Annotated in this window: 21 protein-coding genes; 10 read left to right on the plus strand and 11 right to left on the minus strand. The window is 64.8% G+C overall.

What is annotated here, in order from left to right; all coding sequences use genetic code 11:
• The first annotated feature begins 156 nt into the window (after window positions 1–156).
• The 6 genes from DFR51_RS07510 to DFR51_RS07535 all read left to right on the plus strand — a co-directional run bounded on the left by DFR51_RS07510 (window position 157) and on the right by DFR51_RS07535 (window position 6,702).
• Complete coding sequence (locus DFR51_RS07510; protein ID WP_121048713.1) at window positions 157–450, plus strand: hypothetical protein; 294 nt, start codon at window positions 157–159, stop codon at window positions 448–450.
• 151 nt (window positions 451–601) lie between these two features.
• Window positions 602–1,384 carry an enoyl-CoA hydratase-related protein gene (locus DFR51_RS07515; protein ID WP_121048717.1) on the plus strand — a complete coding sequence of 261 codons (783 nt, stop codon included), beginning with the start codon at window positions 602–604 and terminating at the stop codon, window positions 1,382–1,384.
• Window positions 1,381–2,112 carry an N-formylglutamate amidohydrolase gene (locus tag DFR51_RS07520; RefSeq protein WP_121048719.1) on the plus strand — a complete coding sequence of 244 codons (732 nt, stop codon included), beginning with the start codon at window positions 1,381–1,383 and terminating at the stop codon, window positions 2,110–2,112. The genes DFR51_RS07515 and DFR51_RS07520 overlap by 4 nt, the downstream gene beginning before the upstream one ends.
• Complete coding sequence (gene ilvD, locus DFR51_RS07525; protein ID WP_121048722.1) at window positions 2,109–3,827, plus strand: dihydroxy-acid dehydratase; 1,719 nt, start codon at window positions 2,109–2,111, stop codon at window positions 3,825–3,827. Before DFR51_RS07520 ends, ilvD begins: the two co-directional genes overlap by 4 nt.
• A 314-nt stretch (window positions 3,828–4,141) precedes the next feature.
• Window positions 4,142–5,512 carry an NAD(P)H-hydrate dehydratase gene (locus DFR51_RS07530; RefSeq protein WP_121048725.1) on the plus strand — a complete coding sequence of 457 codons (1,371 nt, stop codon included), beginning with the start codon at window positions 4,142–4,144 and terminating at the stop codon, window positions 5,510–5,512.
• Window positions 5,513–5,514: 2 nt separating this feature from the next.
• The gene (locus DFR51_RS07535; RefSeq protein WP_243445411.1) at window positions 5,515–6,702 is read left to right on the plus strand and encodes a class I SAM-dependent RNA methyltransferase; all 1,188 of its coding nucleotides are present in this window, start codon (window positions 5,515–5,517) and stop codon (window positions 6,700–6,702) included.
• On the opposite strand, the gene DFR51_RS07540 is transcribed toward DFR51_RS07535, so the two are convergent.
• The gene (locus DFR51_RS07540; RefSeq protein WP_121048731.1) at window positions 6,699–7,751 is read right to left on the minus strand and encodes a 1,9-bis(guanidino)-5-aza-nonane synthase; all 1,053 of its coding nucleotides are present in this window, start codon (window positions 7,749–7,751) and stop codon (window positions 6,699–6,701) included. The genes DFR51_RS07535 and DFR51_RS07540 overlap by 4 nt on opposite strands.
• A gap of 122 nt (window positions 7,752–7,873) precedes the next feature.
• Window positions 7,874–9,058 (minus strand): alanine racemase, encoded by a 1,185-nt coding sequence (locus DFR51_RS07545; RefSeq protein ID WP_243445412.1) that lies wholly within the window; start codon window positions 9,056–9,058, stop codon window positions 7,874–7,876.
• Between the two features lie 161 nt (window positions 9,059–9,219).
• Between DFR51_RS07545 and DFR51_RS07550 the strand changes: the two genes are divergently transcribed.
• A complete protein-coding gene (locus tag DFR51_RS07550) occupies window positions 9,220–10,170 on the plus strand; it encodes a threonine ammonia-lyase (RefSeq protein ID WP_121048736.1) in 951 nt (316 codons plus the stop codon).
• On the opposite strand, the gene DFR51_RS07555 is transcribed toward DFR51_RS07550, so the two are convergent.
• Both DFR51_RS07555 and glpD read right to left on the minus strand, forming a co-directional pair.
• Window positions 10,167–10,406 (minus strand): hypothetical protein, encoded by a 240-nt coding sequence (locus DFR51_RS07555; protein WP_121048739.1) that lies wholly within the window; start codon window positions 10,404–10,406, stop codon window positions 10,167–10,169. The two genes, DFR51_RS07550 and DFR51_RS07555, sit on opposite strands and share 4 nt — an antisense overlap.
• A gap of 44 nt (window positions 10,407–10,450) precedes the next feature.
• Window positions 10,451–11,923: a glycerol-3-phosphate dehydrogenase gene (gene glpD / locus DFR51_RS07560; RefSeq protein ID WP_121048742.1), complete on the minus strand. Its 1,473-nt coding sequence runs from the start codon at window positions 11,921–11,923 to the stop codon at window positions 10,451–10,453.
• A gap of 43 nt (window positions 11,924–11,966) precedes the next feature.
• Between glpD and glpK the strand changes: the two genes are divergently transcribed.
• The 3 genes from glpK (at window position 11,967) to DFR51_RS07575 (ending at window position 15,788) form a co-directional block, all read left to right on the plus strand.
• Entirely contained in the window at window positions 11,967–13,442 is a 1,476-nt protein-coding gene (glpK, locus tag DFR51_RS07565) for a glycerol kinase GlpK (RefSeq protein ID WP_121048745.1), read from the plus strand.
• Window positions 13,439–13,618 (plus strand): hypothetical protein, encoded by a 180-nt coding sequence (locus tag DFR51_RS07570; RefSeq protein ID WP_121048749.1) that lies wholly within the window; start codon window positions 13,439–13,441, stop codon window positions 13,616–13,618. The genes glpK and DFR51_RS07570 overlap by 4 nt, the downstream gene beginning before the upstream one ends.
• Before the next feature lie 70 nt (window positions 13,619–13,688).
• Window positions 13,689–15,788 (plus strand): PQQ-dependent dehydrogenase, methanol/ethanol family, encoded by a 2,100-nt coding sequence (locus tag DFR51_RS07575; RefSeq protein ID WP_121048752.1) that lies wholly within the window; start codon window positions 13,689–13,691, stop codon window positions 15,786–15,788.
• Here DFR51_RS07575 and DFR51_RS07580 read toward each other — a convergent pair.
• The 7 genes from DFR51_RS07580 to DFR51_RS07610 form a co-directional block, all read right to left on the minus strand.
• Entirely contained in the window at window positions 15,785–16,276 is a 492-nt protein-coding gene (locus DFR51_RS07580; RefSeq protein ID WP_121048755.1) for a GNAT family N-acetyltransferase, read from the minus strand. The genes DFR51_RS07575 and DFR51_RS07580 overlap by 4 nt on opposite strands.
• Window positions 16,273–17,454, minus strand: a complete 1,182-nt coding sequence (locus DFR51_RS07585; protein WP_121048758.1) for a vWA domain-containing protein — start codon at window positions 17,452–17,454, stop codon at window positions 16,273–16,275. Before DFR51_RS07585 ends, DFR51_RS07580 begins: the two co-directional genes overlap by 4 nt.
• Before the next feature lie 172 nt (window positions 17,455–17,626).
• Window positions 17,627–18,328, minus strand: a complete 702-nt coding sequence (locus tag DFR51_RS19135) for a PEP-CTERM sorting domain-containing protein (RefSeq protein ID WP_197723622.1) — start codon at window positions 18,326–18,328, stop codon at window positions 17,627–17,629.
• Window positions 18,329–18,482: 154 nt separating this feature from the next.
• Window positions 18,483–19,145 carry a hypothetical protein gene (locus tag DFR51_RS07595; protein ID WP_121048761.1) on the minus strand — a complete coding sequence of 221 codons (663 nt, stop codon included), beginning with the start codon at window positions 19,143–19,145 and terminating at the stop codon, window positions 18,483–18,485.
• A 10-nt stretch (window positions 19,146–19,155) separates the two neighbouring features.
• A complete protein-coding gene (locus DFR51_RS07600) occupies window positions 19,156–20,007 on the minus strand; it encodes an AAA family ATPase (RefSeq protein ID WP_121048763.1) in 852 nt (283 codons plus the stop codon).
• An 82-nt stretch (window positions 20,008–20,089) separates the two neighbouring features.
• A complete protein-coding gene (locus DFR51_RS07605) occupies window positions 20,090–20,794 on the minus strand; it encodes a DUF6975 family protein (RefSeq protein ID WP_207790675.1) in 705 nt (234 codons plus the stop codon).
• A gap of 91 nt (window positions 20,795–20,885) precedes the next feature.
• Entirely contained in the window at window positions 20,886–21,830 is a 945-nt protein-coding gene (locus tag DFR51_RS07610) for a collagen-binding domain-containing protein (protein WP_126495013.1), read from the minus strand.
• Window positions 21,831–21,897: the final 67 nt, after the last annotated feature.

Genomic DNA, 21,897 nt, shown 5'->3' on the forward strand with positions numbered 1-21,897 from the left:
GCCGATTTTTGGTGTTGCAATGCTGCATTGCAGTATGCAATTTGTGTAGCACTCAAAAAAATGTTTGACATAGAACTGAGTGGCACTTAAACAGGCCTCAGTGGTTTTAAGTAAGACTCAGCAATCGCCCTCCCACGGCAAATCAGGAGCAAGATCATGAACCGCGTTCTCGTCACTCTCCCCCTCGCTTTCGTCGCGTCCGCGTTCTTCGTCACCGCCTCGATCACGCCCGCACACGCCTCTGACGGCGCTTGCGCCGCGATGCCCGCCAACATCCGTTCGGTCGCCGAAAAGGGCGATGCGGCTACGGCCAAGAAGGCGCTGAAGCTGGTTCGCACGGGTGAGCTGCTTTGCGATGCGGGCAACGAGCGCGCGGCGAAGAAGAAGTTCGAAGGCGCCTACAAGACCCTCGGCGTTGCCGAAGAGGAATACGCGCAGCTCGCGAAGTAAGTCCCCCCAAGGCCCATTGCGGCCTTCAAGGGCTGCGGCAGCTTTGCCGCAGCCCTTTTTCTTTGCGCTGAGGGCAGGGCATTTGCGGTTGCGAGGCCGCGAGGCGCGTGACATTGGAGCCCCGGTTCGACACCGGATAGGACGGGGTGAAATGACCGACGCGCTGCAACTTGAAATCGATGGGCCGATCGCGCGCATTGCCTTCAACCGTGCGGACAAGCGCAACGCCATTTCGCAGGCGATGTGGGAAGCGTTTCCACGTCTCGTCGAGGCTGCGGTTGCCGAGCGGGGCGTGCGCGCGCTCGTGATCCATTCGGCAACGCCCGCCATGTTTTCGGCAGGGGCCGATATCGGCGAATTTGCGGAAAAAGCACGCGATCCCGTGTGGCAGGCCGCCAACCGGCAGGCGCTGCGCGGTGCGCAACTCGCCATCTCGCGCGCGCCGATCCCGACACTTGCCGTCGTTGACGGCGACTGCGTGGGGGCTGGGTGCGGCGTCGCAATTGCCTGCGACATGCGGATCGCGTCTTCGCGAGCGCGGTTCGGCATCACACCGGCGAAGCTGGGGCTCGTCTATCCGCTGCACGACATCAAGTTGCTCATCGATCTCGTCGGACCGGGGCAGGCGCGGCGTATCCTTTACACAGGCGAGCTTCTGTCGGCGGACGAAGCGCTCGTTATCGGCCTCATCGAGGTTGGCACGACCGTGGAGGCGCTGAGCCGCGAGGCGGAGTTGCTGATCGCACGGATCGTCGAGAATGCTCCGTCGAGCACCACAGGGCTCAAGGGCCTTGTCCGCCGCGTGCTCGATGGTGACCGGGACGATGATGCGGCCAGCGCGGCGATTTTCGATGGAGCCTTCGCGGGTGCCGATTTCGCCGAAGGGCTTGCCGCATTCGCTGCGCGCCGCAAGCCGGTGTTCGCAGATCGATGAAGGCGGCCGAATATCTGCCCGGCAGGCCGGGGCGTTTCCTCATCATTGCCGACCACGCGTCCAACGCCGTTCCGGCGGACATCGCGCTCGGGGTCAGCGCAGCGGACCTTCAGAAGCACATCGCATGGGACATCGGCACCGCGGCGCTGGCGCGGAGCCTGTCGGCTGCGCTCGCCGCGCCAGCGGTCCTCGCGACGGCATCCCGTCTTGTCGCCGACTGCAACCGCGCGCCGGAGGACGACGGGGCGATCCCGCCCGCCAGTGACGGCATTCCCGTGCCCGGCAACGCGCTCAGCGCGGACGCGCAGCAGGTGCGCCTTGCGACGTGGCACGAACCCTATCACGCCGCCATCGCCGATGCGCTGGATCTGCTGAACCCGCGGCTGCTTGTCTCGATCCACAGCTTCACACCCAGCCTTGCATCGCGCCCTCAGGAGACGCGCCCGTGGCAGGTCGCGCTGCTCTACAACCGAGACGACCGCGCCGCACGCATCGCCATGCGCGCCCTCGCCGCCGAAGGTTTCACGGTCGGCGACAACCAGCCCTATTCGGGCGCAGTCTACGGCTACACGACGGACCGCCATGCGGAGGCGAGGGGGCTTTGCTATCTCACCTTCGAAATTCGTCAGGATCTCCTTGCGGACGAAGGCGCGATTGCCGCATGGACGCAGCGTCTCGGTCGTGTCATTGGCATCGTTGAATCTGAGCTTCTGGAGGTAATCGCATGACGACGTTCGACAAATCGAAATTGCCGAGCCGTTATGTGTCGGTCGGCCCCGAGCGCGCGCCGCAGCGGTCATATTACTATGCGATGGGCCTGACCGAGGAAGAGATCGCCCGACCCTTCGTCGGCGTCGTTTCGGCGGGGAACGACAGTGCGCCTTGCAACACGATGCTCGACCATCAGGCCGACATCGCGCGCAAGGGCGTTCACGCCGCCGGCGGCCTGCCGCGGCGGTTCAACACGATCACCGTCACCGACGGGATCGCGATGGGCCACCAGGGCATGAAGGCCTCGCTCGTCAGCCGCGAGGTGATTGCGGACTCGGTCGAGCTTTCGGTGCGCGGGCATTGCTATGACGCCATCGTCGGCTTTGCGGGCTGCGACAAGTCGCTGCCGGGCATGATGATGGCGATGCTGCGGCTGAATGTGCCTTCGATCTTCGTTTACGGCGGTTCGATCTTGCCGGGGCGGTACGAGGGGCGGGACCTTACGGTGCAGGATGTATTCGAAGTTGTCGGGCAGTATGCGTCCGGCAAGTGTCCACTTTCGCACCTGACAGCGATCGAGAAGGCGGCGTGCCCGGGGCATGGCGCGTGCGGCGGGCAGTATACGGCGAACACGATGGCGTGCGTGGCGGAGGCGATCGGCCTCAGCCTGCCGAACAGCAACATGGCGCCCGCGCCCTATGAAACGCGCGACGACATCGCTGAGGCGGCCGGGCGCCAGATCATGAAGCTGATCGAGCTCAATCTCCGCCCGCGCGACATCTGCACGCGCGAGGCGTTCGAGAACGCGGCGCGGGTCGTCGCGGCGACGGGCGGCTCGACGAACGGCGCTCTGCACCTTCCGGCGATGGCTTCGGAAGCGGGCATCGAATTCGACCTTTTCGATGTCGCGGAGATTTTCAAATCAACGCCTTACGTCGCAGACTTGAAGCCTGGCGGTAAGTACGTCGCCAAGGACATGTACGAGGCGGGCGGCGTCTACATGATGATGAAGACACTCCTCGTCGGCGGCTTCTTGCACGGCAACTGCATGACCGTGACCGGCAAGACGCTCGGCGAGAACATCGAGGAAATCACGTGGAACCCCGACCAGAAGGTCATCCGCGAGGTTTCAAACCCGATCACCCCCACGGGCGGCGTTGTCGGCCTCAAGGGATCGCTCGCTCCCGATGGCGCGATCGTGAAGGTCGCCGGGCTCGCCAAGCTGACCTTCGAAGGTCCGGCCCGCGTCTTTGATTGCGAAGAGGACGCGTTCGCTGCCGTCGAGAACCGCCAGTTTGAGGAGGGCGAAGTCCTCGTCATCCGCTACGAAGGCCCCAAGGGCGGCCCCGGTATGCGCGAAATGCTCGCCACCACCGCCGCGCTCTATGGGCAGGGCATGGGCGACAAGGTGGCGCTGATCACCGACGGCCGCTTCTCCGGCGCGACGCGCGGCTTCTGCATCGGCCACGTCGGCCCCGAAGCTTCGGACTGCGGCCCGATCGCGCTCATCGAGAACGGCGACATGATCAGCATCGACGCCGTTGAGGGCACCATAGACCTCCTCGTCGGCGACGATGTTCTCGCTGAGCGCCGCGCGCGCTGGCAGCCGCGCGTCAACGCCTACCAGTCCGGCGCGCTGTGGCGCTACGCCCAGAACGTCGGCCCGGCCAGCAAGGGCGCCTGCACGCACCCCGGCGCCAGCGCCGAGCGCCACGTCTACGCCGACATCTAAGCGCGACGACAGGGTGGTGGGTGATGTCGGCAGCGGCAGCACGGGGATCGACTTCGGCTGCGGTGGCATCGCCGCCGCGTTCCCGTCCTGCGGCGGCTGGGATATCGCGGACCAAACGGGCTCCCCACGCGAATCGCGGGGAATCTCGCCCGGCGTCGTCCTGACACCGCCCGCATAGAAAGGGGACGGCGCACAGGCGCCGACGATGAGCGTGACGGCCAGAACGATGAGGGCGGGAAGGCGCATGACGTCATATGCTGTCGCAAGAACGGCGCGCGTTGACAAGCCTGCCCTGATCAGTGTCGGGTCTTTCCATGCCTGCTGAATATCCAACGCTTCTGCCCCGCGAACCCGTTGTGACCGCCGCCGAAATGCGCGCTGCCGAGGCAGCGGCGGTCGCCGCGGGTACGAGCGGCTTCGAGCTGATGTGCCGAGCTGGCGAAGCCGCTGCGGCAGGCATCGCGGCGTTTTACGGTCCCGCGCCAGTGCTGGTGCTGGCGGGCCCGGGCAATAACGGCGGGGACGGCTATGTCGTGGCGAACGCGCTGAGACAGCGCCGCTGGCCGGTGGAGGTCGCCGCGCTGGCGCCGCCCGCGACCGAAGCAGCGCAGCAGGCCGCCGCGCTGTGGAACGCGCCCGTGATGGATATTGCCGACGCGGAGCCGCGCTTCGTTCTTGTGGACGCGCTGTTCGGGACAGGACTGACGCGCGGGCTGGAAGAGCCGCTTCTATCGCAGTTTCATGCGCTTGCACGCGCATCTTCAGTCGTGATCGCGCTCGACCTGCCGAGCGGTGCGGCGACCGGCGACGGCACGGCGCTGTCGCCGCTCGTGCGCGCGGACCTCACCGTAACGTTCGGCGCGATGAAGCCCTCGCACCTGCTGCATCCTGCCGCGGCATCCTGCGGACGGGTCGTCGTCGCCGATATCGGCCTGGGCGAGATCGAGACGCGGCTTTTCAGGAATGGCGCAGCGCCGACTGCCGTGCTGGGGGCGGACACGCACAAGTACCGGCGCGGGCATGTGCTCGTCGTTTCGGGTGCGATGGCGGGCGCGGCATGGCTCGCCGCCTGCGCGGCGCAGCGAGCCGGGGCGGGCTATGTGACGCTGGCGTCGGAAACGGCGATGCCGCCGTCGTCGCTGGTCGTGCAGCCGCTCGGCGCGATCGACCTTGCCCGCGCGGATGCCGTTGTGCTCGGCTCGGGCCTTGGCCGCGATGCGGCGGCGCGGACACGCGCCCGGAGGGTGCTGGGTGCGGGAAGGCCGATGGTGCTCGATGCCGACATTTTTTCGCTGTTCGCGGACGATCCCGCATCGGTCTTCGGCCTCGGCGCAGTGATGACGCCGCACGAAGGCGAATTCGCGCGCCTCTTCGGCGATCTTCCGGGAAGCAAAGTGGATCGCGCCCGCGCCGCTGCCGCGCGGTCCGGCAACGTCATCGTCTTGAAAGGCCCGGACACGGTGATTGCCGCGCCGGACGGCCGCGCAGTCATCAACGACCACGCATCGGCGCGTCTTGCGACCGCCGGAAGCGGCGATGTGCTTTCGGGCATGATCGCGGCGCACCTCGCGCGCGGTGAAGCGCCGTTTGATGCCGCCTGCGCCGCCGTGTGGCGTCATGGCGATGCCGCGCTTCGAGGTCGGGACGGCCTCATCGCGGAAGACCTTGTCGGCCTGATCCGTTGAGCGTGGAGACCATCATCCACCTCGCGGCACGCGGTGACGGCGTCACCGAAAGCGGCCGCTATGTCGCCGGCGCGATCCCGGGAGACACGGTGGAGGGTGACGTCATCGCGGCGGGACCGCACCGGATTACGCCGGCCTGCCGGCATTTCGGCGTCTGCGGCGGCTGTCAGTTGCAGCATGCGGACGATGCCGTGCTCGCCGAGTTCGTTTCGGGCCGCATCCTCGGCGCACTCGCCGGTGTCGGCATCGTGCCCGAGACGGTCCACCAGGCGCATTTGTCGCCCGCTGGTGCACGGCGGCGCGCAAGCTTCCGGCTGGTGCGCGACAACGGCAGCGTTCGCATCGGCTTCAATGTCGAGGGCAGCAGCGCGGTTGTCGATCTTGCAGAATGTCCCGTGGTTCAGCCTGCGCTCTGGGATGCGGCGTGTGCGCTGCGGAACGCGCTCGCGCCGAAGCTGCGCACCGGCCACGCCGTCGGCATGACGCTTACCGAGACCTTGTCCGGCTTCGACGTGCTGCTCACCAACCTCTCGCTTACTGCGAAGGATATCGGCGCGCTTGCGGCGTTGGCATCAGAGGCAAGTCTGGCCCGGATCGCGACCGAAACCTCTGCGGGCGTCGAGATCGCGCTTCAGCTTGCCGAGCCCGCCGTGCGCTTCAGTGACGTCACCGTGGCATTGCCGCCGGGCGGTTTCCTGCAGGCGACTGTGGCCGGCGAAGCGGCGTTGCAGGCGGCTGTGCTGGAGGGGATCGGCGGCGCCGGGACCGTGGCAGACCTGTTCTGCGGCGCCGGAACGTTCGCCTTGCCGCTCTCGGCGCGTGCCAAGGTCTTCGCGGCGGATGCGGCGCGCGATGCCGTCGCCGCGCTTTCAGCGGCCGCGAAACGTAGCGGACGCCCGGTCACGACCGCGCACCGCGACCTGTTCCGTCAGCCGTTGCAGCCTGCGGAGCTCAATAAATTCGATGCCGTGGTTCTGGACCCGCCGCGCGCGGGCGCGAAGACGCAGGTGGAAACGATCGCGCGTTCAAAACTGAAGCGGGTCGTGCAAGTCTCGTGCAATCCCAATACCTTCGCGCGCGATGCGAAGATTTTGCACGAGGTGGGATTTCGGCTGACCGCGTTATGGCCGGTCGGCCAGTTCCGCTGGTCTATCCACGTGGAACTGGCCGCCGTTTTCCTGCGCGGTTAAGCGAACAGCTTCGCCCAGCCGTGCTTCGGGCGGCTTTTCCAGTGCCCGCGATGGTAAGCATCCGAAGCCAGAAGCGGCAGCACCGAGCCGGCTTCGGCGAACACCATCTGCTCAAGCGTAGTATCGACCTTGCCCCAACTCGCGGCTTCCTTGAGCGTCGAGGACGAGCAGGCGCCATCGCGGACGTCCGCAACGGTGATCTGCACGGCGTACTTGTGCATCTCCACGTCTTCGTGGCCGAGAATTTCGGCGCAGACGACGGTATCCTGAACGAAGTTCTTCGGCACGCCGCCGCCGATCATCAGAAGGCCCGTGGTGCCCGCCTTGATCTTGATGTCGGTGAGTTCACGGAAGTCCGCGATCGAATCCATCGTCATGTAAGGGCGGCCCGCCTTCATCGCATCGACCTGATGCTTGACGAGGCCGAAGCCCGCCGACGAGTCGGTGAATGCCGGGCAGAAGATCGGCACATCGTGCTCGAAGGCGAGCTTGACGAGGCTGTTGTCCTTCTTGCCGTGCTTCGAGAGGTAGCGGCCCATTTCGCGAATGAAGGCGCGGCTCGAATACGGCTTCGGGTCGAGGCTGTTCGCGATCTCGCCGATCGTGTGGTCGCAATCCTGAAGCTGCTCTTCATCGATATAGGTATCGTAGATGCGATCGATGTAGAGCGAGCGCAGCACGTTATCGTCAGGGATTTCAAGCGCCTGGTAGTGCTTGTGGCCAAGGCCTTCGAAGAAATCCATGTCGACGATCGAGGCGCCGGTGGCGATGATGCCATCCACCATGTTGTTGGCGACGAGGTCGGCATAGAGGTTCATGCAGCCGCCCGCCGAGGTGGAGCCGGCAATGACGAGGAAGATCGAGCAGTCCTTATCTTCCAGCATGGTGTTGTAAATCTTCGTCGCGCGCGCGAGATCGCGGCTCGTGAAGCTCATGCCTTCCATCTGATCGACGATGGGGCGGGCGTCGAAGCTCTTGATATCGATGTGGCGCACTTCGGTCGAAAGAAGTTCGGCCTTGCGCTGTGCGTCTACGCGGGTGTCGGTCATGTCTTGTCTTTCCAGTCGAGGAATTGCTGTGGACTGGCTCGGCGCACAAAAGCGCCGCCCGCGGCCGGATGTTCGCCGGCGCCGAGCGGGAAGGGGACGGTCGCCGGTAAGGGCGACCGCTCTTAGTTGCGTATGGCAGTAACGCTCTGCAGTGTCGACTCCGTGACAGCAGCATAGGCGCTTGCCATCGGTTCGTCGGTGACGATCACGGTTTCGCCGTTGACGAAGCCGTTGAAGGCCGTGCGCATGGCGGCGCCGTAGGCACCGAGCATGCCAACCTCGATATAGTCACCCGCCTTCACGTCTGCGGGCAGCATGAAGGGGCCGGCCATGTAATCCATGTCGTCGCAGGTCGGGCCGTAGAAGCTGAACGCCTCTTCGGCGTCCGCGCCGTTTCGCAGCAGCTTTACCGGGAAACGCCACGCGACATGCGCCGCATCGAAAAGCGAGCCGTAGGCACCGTCGTTGATGTAGATGACGTCGCCCTTGCGCTGCTCCACGCGGACGAGCACGCTTGCGTATTCGGCGCAGAGGGCGCGGCCCGGCTCGCACCAGAGCTCCGCCGAATAGCTGATCGGCATCGCTTCGAACGCGCGGTGGATCGCATCGAAGAACATCTGCATCGGCGCCGGGTCCATACCCGGATAGATCGACGGGAAGCCGCCTCCGACATCGACGACGTCAACCGTGACGCCCGCCTGCACGATCGCGGCGCGCACCAGCGTCATCGCCTCTACATACGCCTGCGGGCTCATCGCCTGGCTGCCGACATGGAAGCAGACGCCGAGCGCATCCGCCGCCTGCCGCGCGGCGAGCAGCAGCGCCGGAGCTTCATCGATGGAAGCGCCGAACTTGGAGGCGAGGCTGAGCTTGGAGTGCGCCGAAGACACGCGCAAACGCACGCACAGCGTCAGGTCCGCCGCGCCGCCCGTCGCGTCGACGATCTTCGCGAGTTCCTCGTGGCTGTCGAGCGAGAAGGTGCGAACGCCGTGCTCGAAATACGCCTCGGTGATCGCCTCGGGCGATTTCACCGGGTGCATGAAGCACAAGGTCGCATCGGGGAGCAAGCCGCGCACCAGACGAACCTCGTTGATCGAGGCAACGTCGAAATGCGTGATTCCGCCCTCCCAGAGTGTCTTGATGATCTCTGGCGATGGGTTGGCCTTCACGGCATACATCGAGAGACCCGGAAACTTCTCGACGAAGAATCGGGCGGCACGGTTTGCAGCGTGAGGACGAATGAGGGTGACAGGCGCGTCAGGTCGAAGGACCGACGCTACCCCCAGCGCGCTATGAAATTCTCGCAACTCAAGGGACCTCCAGGAGACAGTTGACATGCACTGCCTTGCGGTGGAAGTCCCATGGGGCAGCGGACGCGCTATGTAGGGTCGGGGGGGCCCGATGTAAAGAAAAAATCGCTGAAGCGTTTTTATTGTTTCCCCAAGTGAAATCAGCGAGTTAACTTAATATGAACATACCCACCCTCGAAGACGTCCAAACGGCGGCCGCACGCATCGCCGGTGTCGCGGTTCGAACCCCGCTTTTGCGATCGGATGCGCTCGATAACATGACCGGCGCGAAAGTGTGGCTGAAGGCCGAATGTCTTCAGCGTACCGGCTCGTTCAAGTTCCGCGGGGCATGGAATCGGCTATCGGCGCTGACGCCGGAACAGCGCCGCGAAGGCGTTGTCGCATTCTCGTCCGGAAATCACGCCCAGGGCGTCGCGCTCGCGGCAAAGCTGCTGGGCATACGCGCCACGATCGTGATGCCTTCCGATGCACCGCGCATCAAGGTGGACGCAACGCGCGGCCACGGCGCGGAGGTTGTCAGCTACGATCGGCTGAGAGACCCCCGCGATGCGATCGCAGCGAAGATTGTATCCGAACGGGGCGGTGTGATCGTGGCGCCCTTCAACGATCCCTATGTGGTGGCGGGACAAGGCACGGCAGGACTCGAGATCGCCGAAGAGATCGGACAGCCGGACATCGCGCTCGTGTGCTGTGGAGGCGGGGGGCTCGCCAGCGGCATCGCGCTTGCGCTGCCGGAAAGTGAAATCGTGGTCGTCGAGCCCGAAGCCTATGATGACGTCATGCGCTCGCTTGCAAGCGGCGTGATCGAGCCGGTGCGCGATCCGGGGCCGACGCTTTGCGATGCGCTGCAGACCCTCGTAACCTCGCCGCTCACCTTCGGCATCCTGCAGGCGCGCGGCGCGCACGGTATCGCTGTCTCGGACGCCGACGTGAAAGCGGCGATGGCGTTCGCGTTCCGCACGCTCAAGCTGGTGGTTGAGCCCGGCGGGGCTGCGGCCCTGGCGGCGGCGCTTTCGGGAAAGCTCGATCTCAAGGGCAAGACCGTCGCGATCACCCTGTCGGGCGGCAACGTGGACGCGGAAACCTACCGGGTCTGTCTCGGGGTTTAGGCGGCGTCCGTCTTGCGGATCGTGCGAACCTTCGCCGTCGCCGGCTCGTCGAGCAGGCCGTCGAGTTCATAGGCGGCGCGCGCGGCACCATCGCCGAGGCGCTTGATATCGGTCGCGAAAGCGCTCGCATCCTTGCCCGGACGCGCGAGCGTCATCGCGTCGATCAGCGCGTCGAGCAGGCTGACGGACGTGCTGGTGGCGTAGTCGGCGGCGAAATTGTGGTTGTGTGCGACCATCGGGCGTTTTCCTTGTGCGTTGCAAGGAATCTACGACCGGCTTCCTAACTCTTGGTAAATCGCGCGGCGAACCACTGCGCGACCGCAGCCCTGGCGTCTTCCGAGAGGTGGAGACCCAGCTTGCTGCGGCGCCAGAGCGCGTCATCCGCCGTTTGCGCCCATTCCTCGGCCACCATGTGTTCAAGCTCCGCGGTAAACACGCCGCCCAGGTTTTCGCCGAGGCCGTTCTCCAGCATCTTATCGGCGCGCGTGCCGTACAGCCTTGCCAGCCGGTCGACGATTCGCGGGTCGTAGTCGGCGTGTTTCACGCGCAGGTTCTCGCGCCACTTCATCAGCGCCTGCTGGCCGGTGAGGCCGGGAATGCGGGGGAAATCGCTGCCTGGTAGAGGCTGGTCCGCCGTCCAGCGCCGGCTTTCAGGAAACAGGCGGCCAAGGACGTCTTCGGCGAGCAGGCGGTAGGTCGTGATCTTGCCGCCGACGACGGTGACGGCGTCACCGACCTCGTGCGCGACGATCTTCCAGTCGCGGGTCGTTTCGCGCGCGCCTTTGCCTTCCTCCAGCACCAGCGGGCGGATGCCGGCGTAGGTCGAGATGATGTCGGCGCGTTCTAGGGGGCGGGAGAGATAGCGGTTTGCGGCGGCGAGCAAGTAGTCGGTTTCGGCTTCCGTGATCCGCGGCGCTTCCGGCGAATCGATCGCCGTTTCGGTCGTGCCGATCAGCGAGAAGTCTTTTTCGTAGGGGATGATGAAGACGATGCGTCCGTCGGGCTGCTGGAGGATATAACTGTCCTGGCCGCGACCGATGCGGCGCGTGACGAGATGGGCGCCCTGGACGAGGCGGAGGCGCGGGGCATCGGGGAGGCCAAGGACGTTGGCGGCGACTTCGTTTGCCCATGGTCCGGCGCAGTTGATGACGCGGGCGGCGGAGAGGGTGGTGCCGTCGCCGAGTTCTGCGGTCCAGCCCGCGCTCGTGCGGGTTGCGCGGGTGACGGGGGTGCGGGGAAGGACAAGGGCGCCCCGATACGACGCATCCTGCGCGTTCGCGATGACGAGCCGGGCGTCGTCTACCCAGCCATCCCAGTACCGAAACGCCTGCGTGTAGCGCTTGTCGAGCGGCTGGCCGGCGTGATCGTCGCGCAGCACCACCTTTGATGAGCCCGGCACCTGCTCCCGATGCGCGAGGTGATCATAGAGGAAGAGCCCGGCGCGGATCATCCAGCCAGGGCGCGTATCGGGACCGAGCGGCAGGATGAACGGCATCGGGCACGTGAGATGCGCGGCAATATCGAGCAGCACCTCGCGCTCGGCGAGCGCCTTTCGGACCAGCCGGAATTCATAGAATTCCAGATATCGCAGCCCCCCGTGGATAAGCTTGGTGGAGGCGGCAGACGTCGCGCCGCCGATATCTGCAGCGTCGACGAGCGCGACTTTGAGGCCGCGCCCCGACGCATCGCGCGCAAGCCCGGCACCATTGACGCCCGCGCCAATGATGAGAAGATCGAAATGGCCCCTGTTCACGGGCGTTTACCTAAAGCCGCTGCGCGCGCTAGGAAAGCGGGTAATGACGCACATCCTCAGCATCGACGAGGGCACGACCTCGACACGCGCGGTGGCCTTCACCCCGGAAGGGCGTATCGGTGCCGCATTCGGCGAGGAGATCGCGCAGCATTTTCCGCAAAGCGGCTGGGTGGAACATGACCCCGCCGAGATCTGGGAAAAGACGCTGCGCGCCGCGAATCGGGCGGTCGACGAGGTCGGCGCGCAGTCGATCGCCGCGATCGGCATCACCAACCAGCGTGAAACGATCGTGTTCTGGGACCGCAGGACGGGCGATCCGCTGGCGCCCGCGATCGTCTGGCAGGACAGACGCGGTGCTGCGATCTGCGCGGACCTGAAGGCGCGCGGGCTGGAAGACGATGTACAGGGCCGTACCGGGCTGCTGCTGGACCCCTATTTTGCCGCAAGCAAGATCCGCTGGGCGATCGAAAACTGGTCGGAGGTGCGCGAAGCGGCCAAGGCGAAACGTCTGGCCATCGGGACCATCGATTCGTGGGTGATCTGGCGCCTGACGGGCGGGCTCCATGTCACAGACGCGACCAACGCCGCGCGCACGCTGCTGATGGACCTTGAGCGCTGCACATGGGACGCGGGGCTCGCCGCGCTGTTCGATGTGCCGATGGACGCGCTTCCAGAGATCGTCGATTGCGCGGGCCCCATCGGCGAGACGCGGCTGATCGGCGGGCGCGCCATCCCGATCACGGGCTGCGCGGGGGACCAGCAGGCGGCTGCGATCGGACAGGTGTGCCTCGACCCCGGCGAAGTCAAATCGACCTACGGCACGGGTGCCTTCCTGCTGGCACACGCCGGAAACACGCCGCCGGTATCCTCCAACCGCCTGCTTTCGACCGTCGCATGGCGGCTTGGCGGACGCCCCGCCTATGCGCTCGAAGGGAGCATCTTCGTGGCGGGCAGCGCCATCAAATGGCTGCGCGACCAGATCGGGATCATTGCCACCGCTTCCGAAACCGCCGGGCTTGCCGCGTCGGTGCCGGACAGCGGCGGCGTTGCCTTCGTGCCTGCATTCAACGGCCTGGGTGCCCCGTGGTGGGAGCCGGAGGCGCGCGGCATCATCGCCGGGATCAGCGGCGGAACGACGCGTGCGCACATCGTGCGTGCCTGCCTCGAAGCGATGAGCCTACAAACCTCTGACCTGCTGGACGCGATGCGCCGCGACGGCGTGTCGCCTTCCCTTCTCCGCGTCGACGGGGGCATGGTGGCCAACGACTGGCTGTGTCAGGACCTTGCCGATGTGCTCGGCGTCACCGTCGAGCGCCCGAAGGTCGTGGAAACGACAGCACTTGGCGCGGCCATGCTGGCGGCGGTGGGTTACGGACTGTTCGCCGATCTGGAGTCGGCCAGTGTGATGTGGCACGCCGAGCGCAGGTTCGAGCCGGCTCTCGACGAGGAGACGCGCAGCGTGCGCAAAGCGAATTGGGCAACAGCGGTGCGGCAGGTGATGTCAGGACTTCAACAATGACAAACATGCTTGCGATCATCCTGTCGTTTGCGGTGATCGCCGCCTTCGTTATCGGCGGCGGCGGCGTATGGATCATGCTGAAGCGGCCGGCGGAGCGCAAAAAAGGCCTGCTGATGGTGGGGGTCGCCATCGTGACGCTCGTGAACGTCTGGCTGCTCGCCGCACCCGTAACCTGACATTTTGCTTCAGTTGCCGTGAGCACGGCTCGGGCTAGACTCGTCGCCGCAACAGCGACGGGAGACGCGCGTGCGCCAATGGGGAGTGATCGCAGCCTGCCTGCTGGCGGCCGCATGTGGCAGTGCGGACCAAACACCACAGCTGGTAGACGATGCGCGGCTATCCGCATCCGCGGGTGAACCGGGAAGCTGGCTGACACACGGCGGCACCTACGAGGAACAGCGATACAGCAAGCTCGACACCATCAACGATGGAAACGTCGACAAGCTCGGCCTGGCGTGGAGTTATACCTTCGATACCAACCGGGGGCAGGAGGCGACGCCGATCGTGGCCGACGGCGTGCTCTACACGACCTCGGCCTGGTCCAAAGTCTACGCGTTCAACGCGAAAACCGGAGCGCTCCTGTGGGAGCATGACCCGAAGGTGCCCGGCGAAACGGGCTTCAAGGCCTGCTGCGACGTCGTGAACCGCGGCGTCGCACTGTATGACGGCAAGGTCTATTCAGGGACGCTCGACGGGCGATTGATCGCGCTCGACGCGAAAACCGGCAAGCTCGTGTGGAGCGAGGTCACGGTTGATCAGTCGAAGCCCTACACGATCACCGGCGCGCCGCGCATCGTGAAGGGCAGGGTGCTGATCGGCAACGGCGGCGCCGAATACGGCGTTCGCGGCTATGTTTCCGCTTATGACGCCAAGACTGGCAAGCTCGCATGGCGCTTCTACACCGTGCCGCCTGGCCCCGGCGCGCCCGCGGACGGCGCGGTTTCGGACCCGATGATCGAGAAGATGCGCGCAACCTGGGCGGGCGACTGGTCGAAGTTCGGCGGCGGCGGGACGGTGTGGGACGCGATCGTTTATGACCGTGACTTCAACCAGATCCTGATCGGCGTGGGCAACGGCAGCCCCTGGAACCACAAGGTTCGCTCCGAAGGGAAGGGCGACAACCTGTTCGTCTCGTCGGTCGTCGCGCTCGATGCCGATACCGGCGCCTACAAGTGGCATTATCAGGGGACGCCCGGCGAAACGTGGGATTTCACACAGACGCAGCCGATCATGCTTGCAGACCTCACGCTGGATGGCGCGCCGCGCAAGGTGATGATGCAGGCGCCGAAGAACGGTTATTTTTATGTGATCGACCGCAAGGACGGAAAACTCGTCTCGGCAAAGGGCTTTGTGCCGCAGACGTGGACGACCGGCGTCGACATGGCGACCGGGCGTCCGATCGAGGCGGAAAACGCCCGATTTACGAAGGGTGCGTTCGTGGCGCTGCCGTCCGCGTTCGGCGCGCACAACTGGCACCCGATGGCGTTCAGCCCCAAGACCGGGCTCGTTTATCTCCCCGCGCAGGAGGTGCCATTCGCCTATATCGCCGACGCGAGTTTCAAAGGGCGGGAAGGCGGATGGAATGTCGCGATCGACTTCCTCGCGAACGTTGCGCCGGACGATACGACCCAGTTCCGTGCGCTGCGCGCGCTGCTGAAGGGACAGCTTATCGCCTGGGATCCCGTGAAGCAGAAGGAGGTCTGGCGCGTTCAGTACGATGGGCCGTGGAACGGCGGCGTGCTCGCGACGTCTGGAAATCTCGTGTTTCAGGGCAATGCCCACGGCGAATTCGCGGCTTTCACCGCAGACAGCGGCAAGAAGCTCTGGGGCTTTGATGCGGGCACCGGCGTGATTGCCGCGCCGATCAGCTACGCGGTGGACGGCGAGCAATATGTGGCGGTGATGGCGGGCTACGGCGGCGTCTATCCGCTGTCGTCCTCGTTCGTCGATAACCCGCGTCCGATGCCGAACGGTCGCCTGCTCGTCTTCAAGCTCGGCGGGCGAACCCCCTACACGATCGAGCGCATCGAGAACGCGCCCGCAACGGTGGTTGAAGCGGCATGGAGCGCCGAAACCGTTACGCACGGCGCCGCGCTCTACGAAAGCACGTGCGGCGTCTGCCACGGCACGGCGGGCATTTCTTCGGGCGTGCTGCCCGATCTGCGGCGTTCGGGCGTGCTTGCCGACAAGGACAACTGGAACGCGGTTGTCATCGGCGGCGCGCTGAAGGATCGCGGCATGGTGAGCTTTGCCCCGTGGATGTCGGCCGACGATGCTGAGGCGATCCGGGCCTATGTCGCAGGCAAGGCGAGGCTGCTGGCAACGGCGGAAGCGCGCGGGAACTAGCGCAGATCGCGCCACATCACGCAGCGCCGCGCCGGATTCCGTTGGGGGGCCAGCCTGCGCGCAAGTACGGGCGGGGTTTGATCGGCAGCGAGCACCCGGAAGCCCATCTGAACGTAATAAGGCGCGTTCCATGGAATCGTGCGATCCGTCGTCAGACTCGCGGCCCTGAACCTGCGGGCTGCCGCCTCTGTCAGCGCGGCTTGCATGAGCGAGCGCCCGATGCCGCGGCGCTGGTGCGACGCGGAGACCGAAATCTCATCGATATAGAAGCTGTTTCCCAGCCGTTCGGCGCGAAGGAAGCCGACCGGCATCCCGCCGTCCTCCGCAATCCACAGCTTGTTCTGCGAAAGCGCAGGGTGGAAGTGTTCGGGCGCCGATGTCTGGCCGACGGCCCACGCCATGTGCGTGCCCACGAACAGCGTGGCGGCGGACAGTTCGACCACCCCCAAAGCGGGAAGATCGGCTTCGGTTCCGTAGCGGACGATCAATGTGTTCTGGTCAACGCGCGCATGGCGTCGTCGAGCCCGTCCAGCGTGAGGGGGAACATGCGGCCTTCCATCAGGGATTTCACCATCTGGATCGACTGGCCGTACTGCCAATTCTTCTCCGGGATCGGGTTCAGCCAGACCGCGCTGTGATAGACGTCCGTCATCCGGCGCAGCCAGACTTCGCCGGCTTCCTCGTTCCAGTGTTCAACCGAGCCGCCAGGATAATTGATCTCGTAGGGGCTCATCGAAGCGTCGCCGACGAAGATCAGCTTGTAGTCCGCCGGGAACTTGTGGAGCACGTCCAATGTCGGCGTCCGCTCTGTGAAGCGGCGGCGGTTGTCCTTCCACACGCCTTCGTAGACGAAATTGTGGAAGTAGAAGAATTCGAGGTGTTTGAACTCGCTGCTCGCGGCGGAGAACAGCTCCTCGCAAAGCTTGATATGCGGGTCCATCGATCCGCCGACATCGAGAAACAGCAGCACCTTTACCGCATTGTGCCGTTCCGGGCGCATCACGATGTCGAGGTACGCCTTGCGCGCCGTGCCCTTGATCGTCGCGTCGAGGTCCAGCTCATCGGCCGCACCGGTGCGCGCGAAGCGGCGCAGGCGACGCAGCGCCACCTTGATGTTGCGCGTGCCCAGCTCGACCGCGTTGTCGAGGTTTTTGAACTCGCGCTTGTCCCAAACCTTGATGGCGCGTCCCTGGCGGCCTTCCTTCTGGCCGATGCGCACGCCTTCTGGGTTGTAGCCATAGGCGCCGAAGGGGGATTTTCCGGCGGTGCCGATCCACTTGTTGCCGCCTTCGTGGCGCTCCTTCTGCTCTTCGAGCCGCTTTTTCAGCGTCTCCATGATCTCTCCCCACGAGCCGAGCTTCTCGATCTCGGCCTTCTCCTCCTCGGTGAGGTAGAGCTCGGCGAGCTTCTTCAGCCATTCTTCGGGGATTTCGGCGGTTTCCGCTTCGAAGCTGGTTTCAAGGCCATGGAAGACCTTGCCGAACACCTGATCGAAACGATCGAGCAGGGCCTCGTCCTTCACGTAGGCGGCACGCGAGAGGTAGTAGAAACTTTCGAGGTTCCGATCGATCACGCCAGCCTTCAGCGCCTCCAGAAGGATCAGATGCTCCTTGAGGCTCGCCGGAATCTTGGCGGCGCGAAGGGCGTCGAGGAAGTCCAGAAACATGCGCTGCGGGGCCTTTCGGTGGTCCAGTCGACGGAAGGCATAGAGCAATCCGCGCGCCGACGCATTACCCGGTTCCGCTAGGGCTGTCACATTCGCGATGCCGCAGGCTTGCGCCTAAAAAAGAAGGGCGGCGAGACCATCGTCCCGCCGCCCTTGCCAGGGTCGCGTCCGTTCAGCGCCGACGGCGGGCGATGCCGAAGCCCGCAAGGCCGAGACCGAGGAGCGCAAGGCTCGCAGGCTCGGGGACGTCGAGCGGGGGTTCGGGATCAGGGTCGGGGTCTGAAAGAACAGCGGTGAAGCCGATGTTGTTGAAATCAACCTGGCCGTTCGAGCCGGTGAGCCACGCGTTGACGTAGCGGACGTTCGTGGGGAAATCGAGCATGTAGTCCTCAGGCGTGATCGGTGTGCCGTCACTGCCGTCGGTGTTGCCGAGACGCGGCTCCTCGGTGAGGGAGCCGACGAGTGCCCATGCGTCGTCGTAGAACGTGAACACGATCTGATCCACGTCGTAGTTTTCGCTGTGATAATTCCAGAAGTGCATGGTCGAGAGGTCGTATTCCGCGCCGAAATCGAACACGAGCTCAAGATGTCCGCCGCTTACCCACACATGGGTCGAGGGCGACCGGTGAAACTCCGGCGAGGTCGCCGTCGGGGCATCGATGACGTTCGCGAGCGAGGCGGCGATGTTCAGATTCTGGAACGGGCCATTCGTCGGGTTCGCAAGAACAGCCGCGTCATGGCTGTCGCCCAGTGAAACCGTGATGCCCGAGGCGGCATTCAGGTAAACCGGCGCGGCCATCGCTGCCATCGGGAGCGTCGTCAGCGCGGTGAAGACCGTCGCCCGCATCACATGCTCGATCCAAAACGACTTCACTTGGCCCTCCTCATCACAATTGCCTGTCGGCAGCGTCGGGAAGAGCGATGCAAGCGATATGCCATATTTTCAAAACGAAAGGATTTGAGCGATTCGACAGTAATCAGGTCAACGGCTTGATTTTCATTTTGCAAATTTTACCGACACGGCAGAATCAGCGCGCGCGCATGATCACGTGAAGACCCATGGCGAGCCAGCCCAGACCGATCGCCCCAGCCACGAGGCCGCCGAACTGGAGGGGCTGAAGCAGTGCGGGGAGGATCATGAACGGCGCAGGAAGACACAACGCGCCGAGCACCCGGCGCCCCGACCGCATGAGCGCGAGCGCGCCGCCGCCCGACGCAAGCGCAAGCAGCCCGAACTTGATCCACACCGGCCAGGCGAGGAGGGCAAGGGCATCGCCGGGGGCGGAGAGGTTCGCGGTGATGTGGAGAAGCAGAAGATTTTCCACCGCATCGCTTGCCGCCGCGACGAGGCCGAACACGCCGAAAACCAGCCAGAGGCGGCGTTTCCGATGCTGCGTGATGCCGGCGAAGACGCTGAAGACGAAGAGGCCGTAGATCGGCATGAACAGGAAATCGATCCGGTTGCCGCGGTCTATCGCAGCGATCCGCGCCGGGTCTGTCGGGACGCCGAAGATGTGATCGAGATGCGCCGGTGTCCGCGCGAACTCGAAGGCAAGGACCGGGCTTTGCACGCGCGCCTCTGGAAGCGGCGCGGCGAGCGTCTTCGGGAACACCATCTGCATGATGGCGAACATCAGGATGACAAGGCCGAACAGAACCACGGTTGTGCGTCTGTCGGCCAGCCAGTTCATGGGAAGCGGCCTATCCCGGCTTGCCGTCGCGCCGCGATATGAATGCGAGGCGTTCGAACAGCATGACGTCCTGCTCGTTCTTGAGGAGCGCGCCGTGCAGCGGCGGGATCAGCTTCTTGGGATCGCGCGAGCGCAGGACATCGAGCGGCAGATCCTCGTGCATCAGCAGCTTCAGCCAATCGAGCAGTTCCGAGGTCGACGGCTTCTTCTTGAGGCCCGGCACGTCGCGGATATCGTAGAAAACCGAGAGCGCCTCGCGCACCAGTTCCTTCTGGATGCCGGGGAAGTGCACGTCGACGATCGCCTGCATCGTCTCGCGATCGGGGAACTTGATGTAGTGGAAGAAACAGCGGCGCAGGAACGCGTCCGGCAGTTCCTTCTCGTTGTTGGAGGTGATGATGACAATGGGACGCTCGGCAGCCTTCACCGTCTCGCCGGTCTCGTAGACGTGGAACTCCATGCGGTCGAGTTCCTGCAGGAGGTCGTTCGGAAACTCGATGTCGGCCTTGTCGATCTCGTCGATCAGCAGCACGGGGAGAGCAGGGGACGTGAACGCCTCCCACAGCTTGCCGCGGCGGATATAGTTGCGGATGTCGTGGACGCGCTCGTCACCAAGCTGGCTGTCGCGAAGGCGGCTGACGGCGTCGTACTCGTAAAGACCCTGCTGCGCCTTGGTCGTGGACTTGACGTGCCATTCGATGAGCGGAGCGCCCATCGCCGCGGCGACTTCGGCCGCGAGGACGGTCTTGCCCGTTCCGGGCTCGCCCTTCACCAGCAGCGGACGCCGGAGCGTCGCCGCCGCATTCACGGCAACCTTGAGGTCGTCGGTCGCGACATAGCCGCTGGTGCCTTCAAAACGCATGAACTTCTCCGCTAATGCCCCTTCGCGTTTGGGCCTAAAGCGTGAAAGCGAAACGAGCAACCGCCCGTTTACGATAGGAGGTTCAGCCGAGGCGCTGGGCGTGACGGGCTTCGAGCAGGTCGAAAAGCTGGGCGTGGAGGCTGGCGAGCTGCAACGCGCCAAACTCGATGGCACGGCGCACGCGCACATCATCGGCATGGCAGGCGAGCGCTTCGAACGCGCCATCGACCGGCCAAGGGTCCGAAAGCCGCTCATGACGGTCGTAGCCGAGGTGCTGCGCCGCGCGGGGAAGGCGGCTGCGTATAGCCTGCCAATCGAGCACAAGCGTTACCGCCGCGCCGAGCGCGCAGCCGATGCGGTTCGATTTTGCGAGCGTCAGCATGGCGTCGCGCTGATCGCGCACCACCTGCTCGGCGGTGCTGATGCCGTGGAGATCGAGCGCGCCGCCGGTCATCGCGGCAAGCCCGGCCATCCAGCGGCGGTCCTGATCGAACGCCACGCCCGCGCTGCGCAGCCACGAGGCTGCGGGTTCATCGGCATTGAGCCGCGCGATTTCGAGCACGCTCGGCAGCTGGCCGTGCAGAATGACAAGGAAGTGCGCGGCGTCCGCCACAGCTTGCAGTGGGCGAGTAACCGATCCTTCGGATAGCGCACGCAGATGGCGGCTGCTGCCTGCGCCGCTTTCGCGCAGCGCGCCGATCACCGCTGCAGCAAAGCTGCGCGAATCGGCAACGCCGCCCGCGGCCCGCAGGGTCCTTTGAAGCTGGTCCATAAAGTTTGGGACCACCGCTGGCGCCATTTGCCGTCGTCTCCGCATCCGCTGCCCCGCGGTTTTTACCGCCGGTGCGAAGCCTAGAGCGCTCAACGTAAAGGGAGGCTTAATCCGCGCTGCCCTTTTTTGCAGCGCGCCGCCGCCATGCGAGGAACCCGAGACCCGCCGCGACGAGGCCAAGGCTTGCCGGCTCGGGAATGTCGGTGCCGTTGTCCGGGAATTCGAAGTTGCCGCCGTAGTTGGGAAGGTGAAGTTCACCGCGCAGATTGACGGCATTCGCCACGACGCTGCCGTTGATCGGGGTGAAGTTCTTCACGGTCGCAAGCGGCGCTACGACCGAACCCCAAGTCTGGTCGAGGAAACTGACCTCGGTCGCTTCGAAGAAGTTCCAGATGATATTGTCGGCAAGCGCGTTGCCTGCGGCTTCCCAGCCTTTGAAGTTGATCGCCGTGCCAGCGACGTTGACGATGATCGTGTCGATGTCTTTTGCCGCCGAGGAAAACTTGATCTTGCCCGTGTTGGGGAAGAAGTCGGCAGACAGCGAGATCACCGAAACCCCCCTTTCATTGGGAAGGCTGGGCGTGATCAAAAAGCCGTTCATGTGATCGCCGGGGCTGAAGCGATCATAGCTGACGCCCGCGTCGAGTGCGGCGAGATCGGCTGAGAACTGGATGAAGTCGGATTTCTTGAGCACGCCGCCCGGCAGATCGCCAAGCGCCTTCGTGCTGCCGCCGCCACCCTGAAAATCGATGGCAGGCGAGACGCTGCCGCCGACATAGGCGTCCCCGCGCTTCACCTTGGCGTTGTTCGAGACATTGCCCGTAACGACGAGGCTCGCCTTCTGGGCATTGGTGCCCTTGGAAGCGATCTGAACCGCGCCGGCATTGTAGTTGCCGTCGACGTAGACCGCGCCTTCGATGTCGCTGGACAGCGTAACGTCGCTGAATGCGATGAGATTATAGTCCTTCAGGGCCTGGATCGGGCTCGCGAAAACGCTGGACGACGCAAAAAGGAGCGCTGCAACAACCGCGCTGCCAAAACCGGATTTCATGATCACAGACCCTTGTTTGTTCTTCACGGCAAAACGGCGGACGCCGCTGCGCCCGCCGTCTAACCAT

It is taken from the genome of Sphingosinicella microcystinivorans (genome assembly GCF_003634215.1).
GTDB classification, from domain to species: Bacteria; Pseudomonadota; Alphaproteobacteria; order Sphingomonadales; family Sphingomonadaceae; genus Sphingosinicella; species Sphingosinicella microcystinivorans.

Bases quoted from the DNA above. Each gene is read 5' to 3' on its own strand.
- DFR51_RS07515 (WP_121048717.1), top strand. From the start codon at position 602: ATGACCGACGCGCTGCAACTTGAAATCGATGGGCCGATCGCGCGCATT.
- DFR51_RS07610 (WP_126495013.1), bottom strand. From the start codon at position 21,830: ATGAAATCCGGTTTTGGCAGCGCGGTTGTTGCAGCGCTCCTTTTTGCG.
- glpK (WP_121048745.1), top strand. From the start codon at position 11,967: ATGACGCACATCCTCAGCATCGACGAGGGCACGACCTCGACACGCGCG.
- DFR51_RS07550 (WP_121048736.1), top strand. From the start codon at position 9,220: ATGAACATACCCACCCTCGAAGACGTCCAAACGGCGGCCGCACGCATC.
- ilvD (WP_121048722.1), top strand. From the start codon at position 2,109: ATGACGACGTTCGACAAATCGAAATTGCCGAGCCGTTATGTGTCGGTC.
- DFR51_RS07510 (WP_121048713.1), top strand. From the start codon at position 157: ATGAACCGCGTTCTCGTCACTCTCCCCCTCGCTTTCGTCGCGTCCGCG.
- DFR51_RS07555 (WP_121048739.1), bottom strand. From the start codon at position 10,406: ATGGTCGCACACAACCACAATTTCGCCGCCGACTACGCCACCAGCACG.
- DFR51_RS07540 (WP_121048731.1), bottom strand. From the start codon at position 7,751: ATGACCGACACCCGCGTAGACGCACAGCGCAAGGCCGAACTTCTTTCG.
- DFR51_RS07530 (WP_121048725.1), top strand. From the start codon at position 4,142: ATGCCTGCTGAATATCCAACGCTTCTGCCCCGCGAACCCGTTGTGACC.
- DFR51_RS07595 (WP_121048761.1), bottom strand. From the start codon at position 19,145: ATGAACTGGCTGGCCGACAGACGCACAACCGTGGTTCTGTTCGGCCTT.
- DFR51_RS07520 (WP_121048719.1), top strand. From the start codon at position 1,381: ATGAAGGCGGCCGAATATCTGCCCGGCAGGCCGGGGCGTTTCCTCATC.
- DFR51_RS07570 (WP_121048749.1), top strand. From the start codon at position 13,439: ATGACAAACATGCTTGCGATCATCCTGTCGTTTGCGGTGATCGCCGCC.
- DFR51_RS07585 (WP_121048758.1), bottom strand. From the start codon at position 17,454: ATGTTTCTGGACTTCCTCGACGCCCTTCGCGCCGCCAAGATTCCGGCG.
- DFR51_RS07600 (WP_121048763.1), bottom strand. From the start codon at position 20,007: ATGCGTTTTGAAGGCACCAGCGGCTATGTCGCGACCGACGACCTCAAG.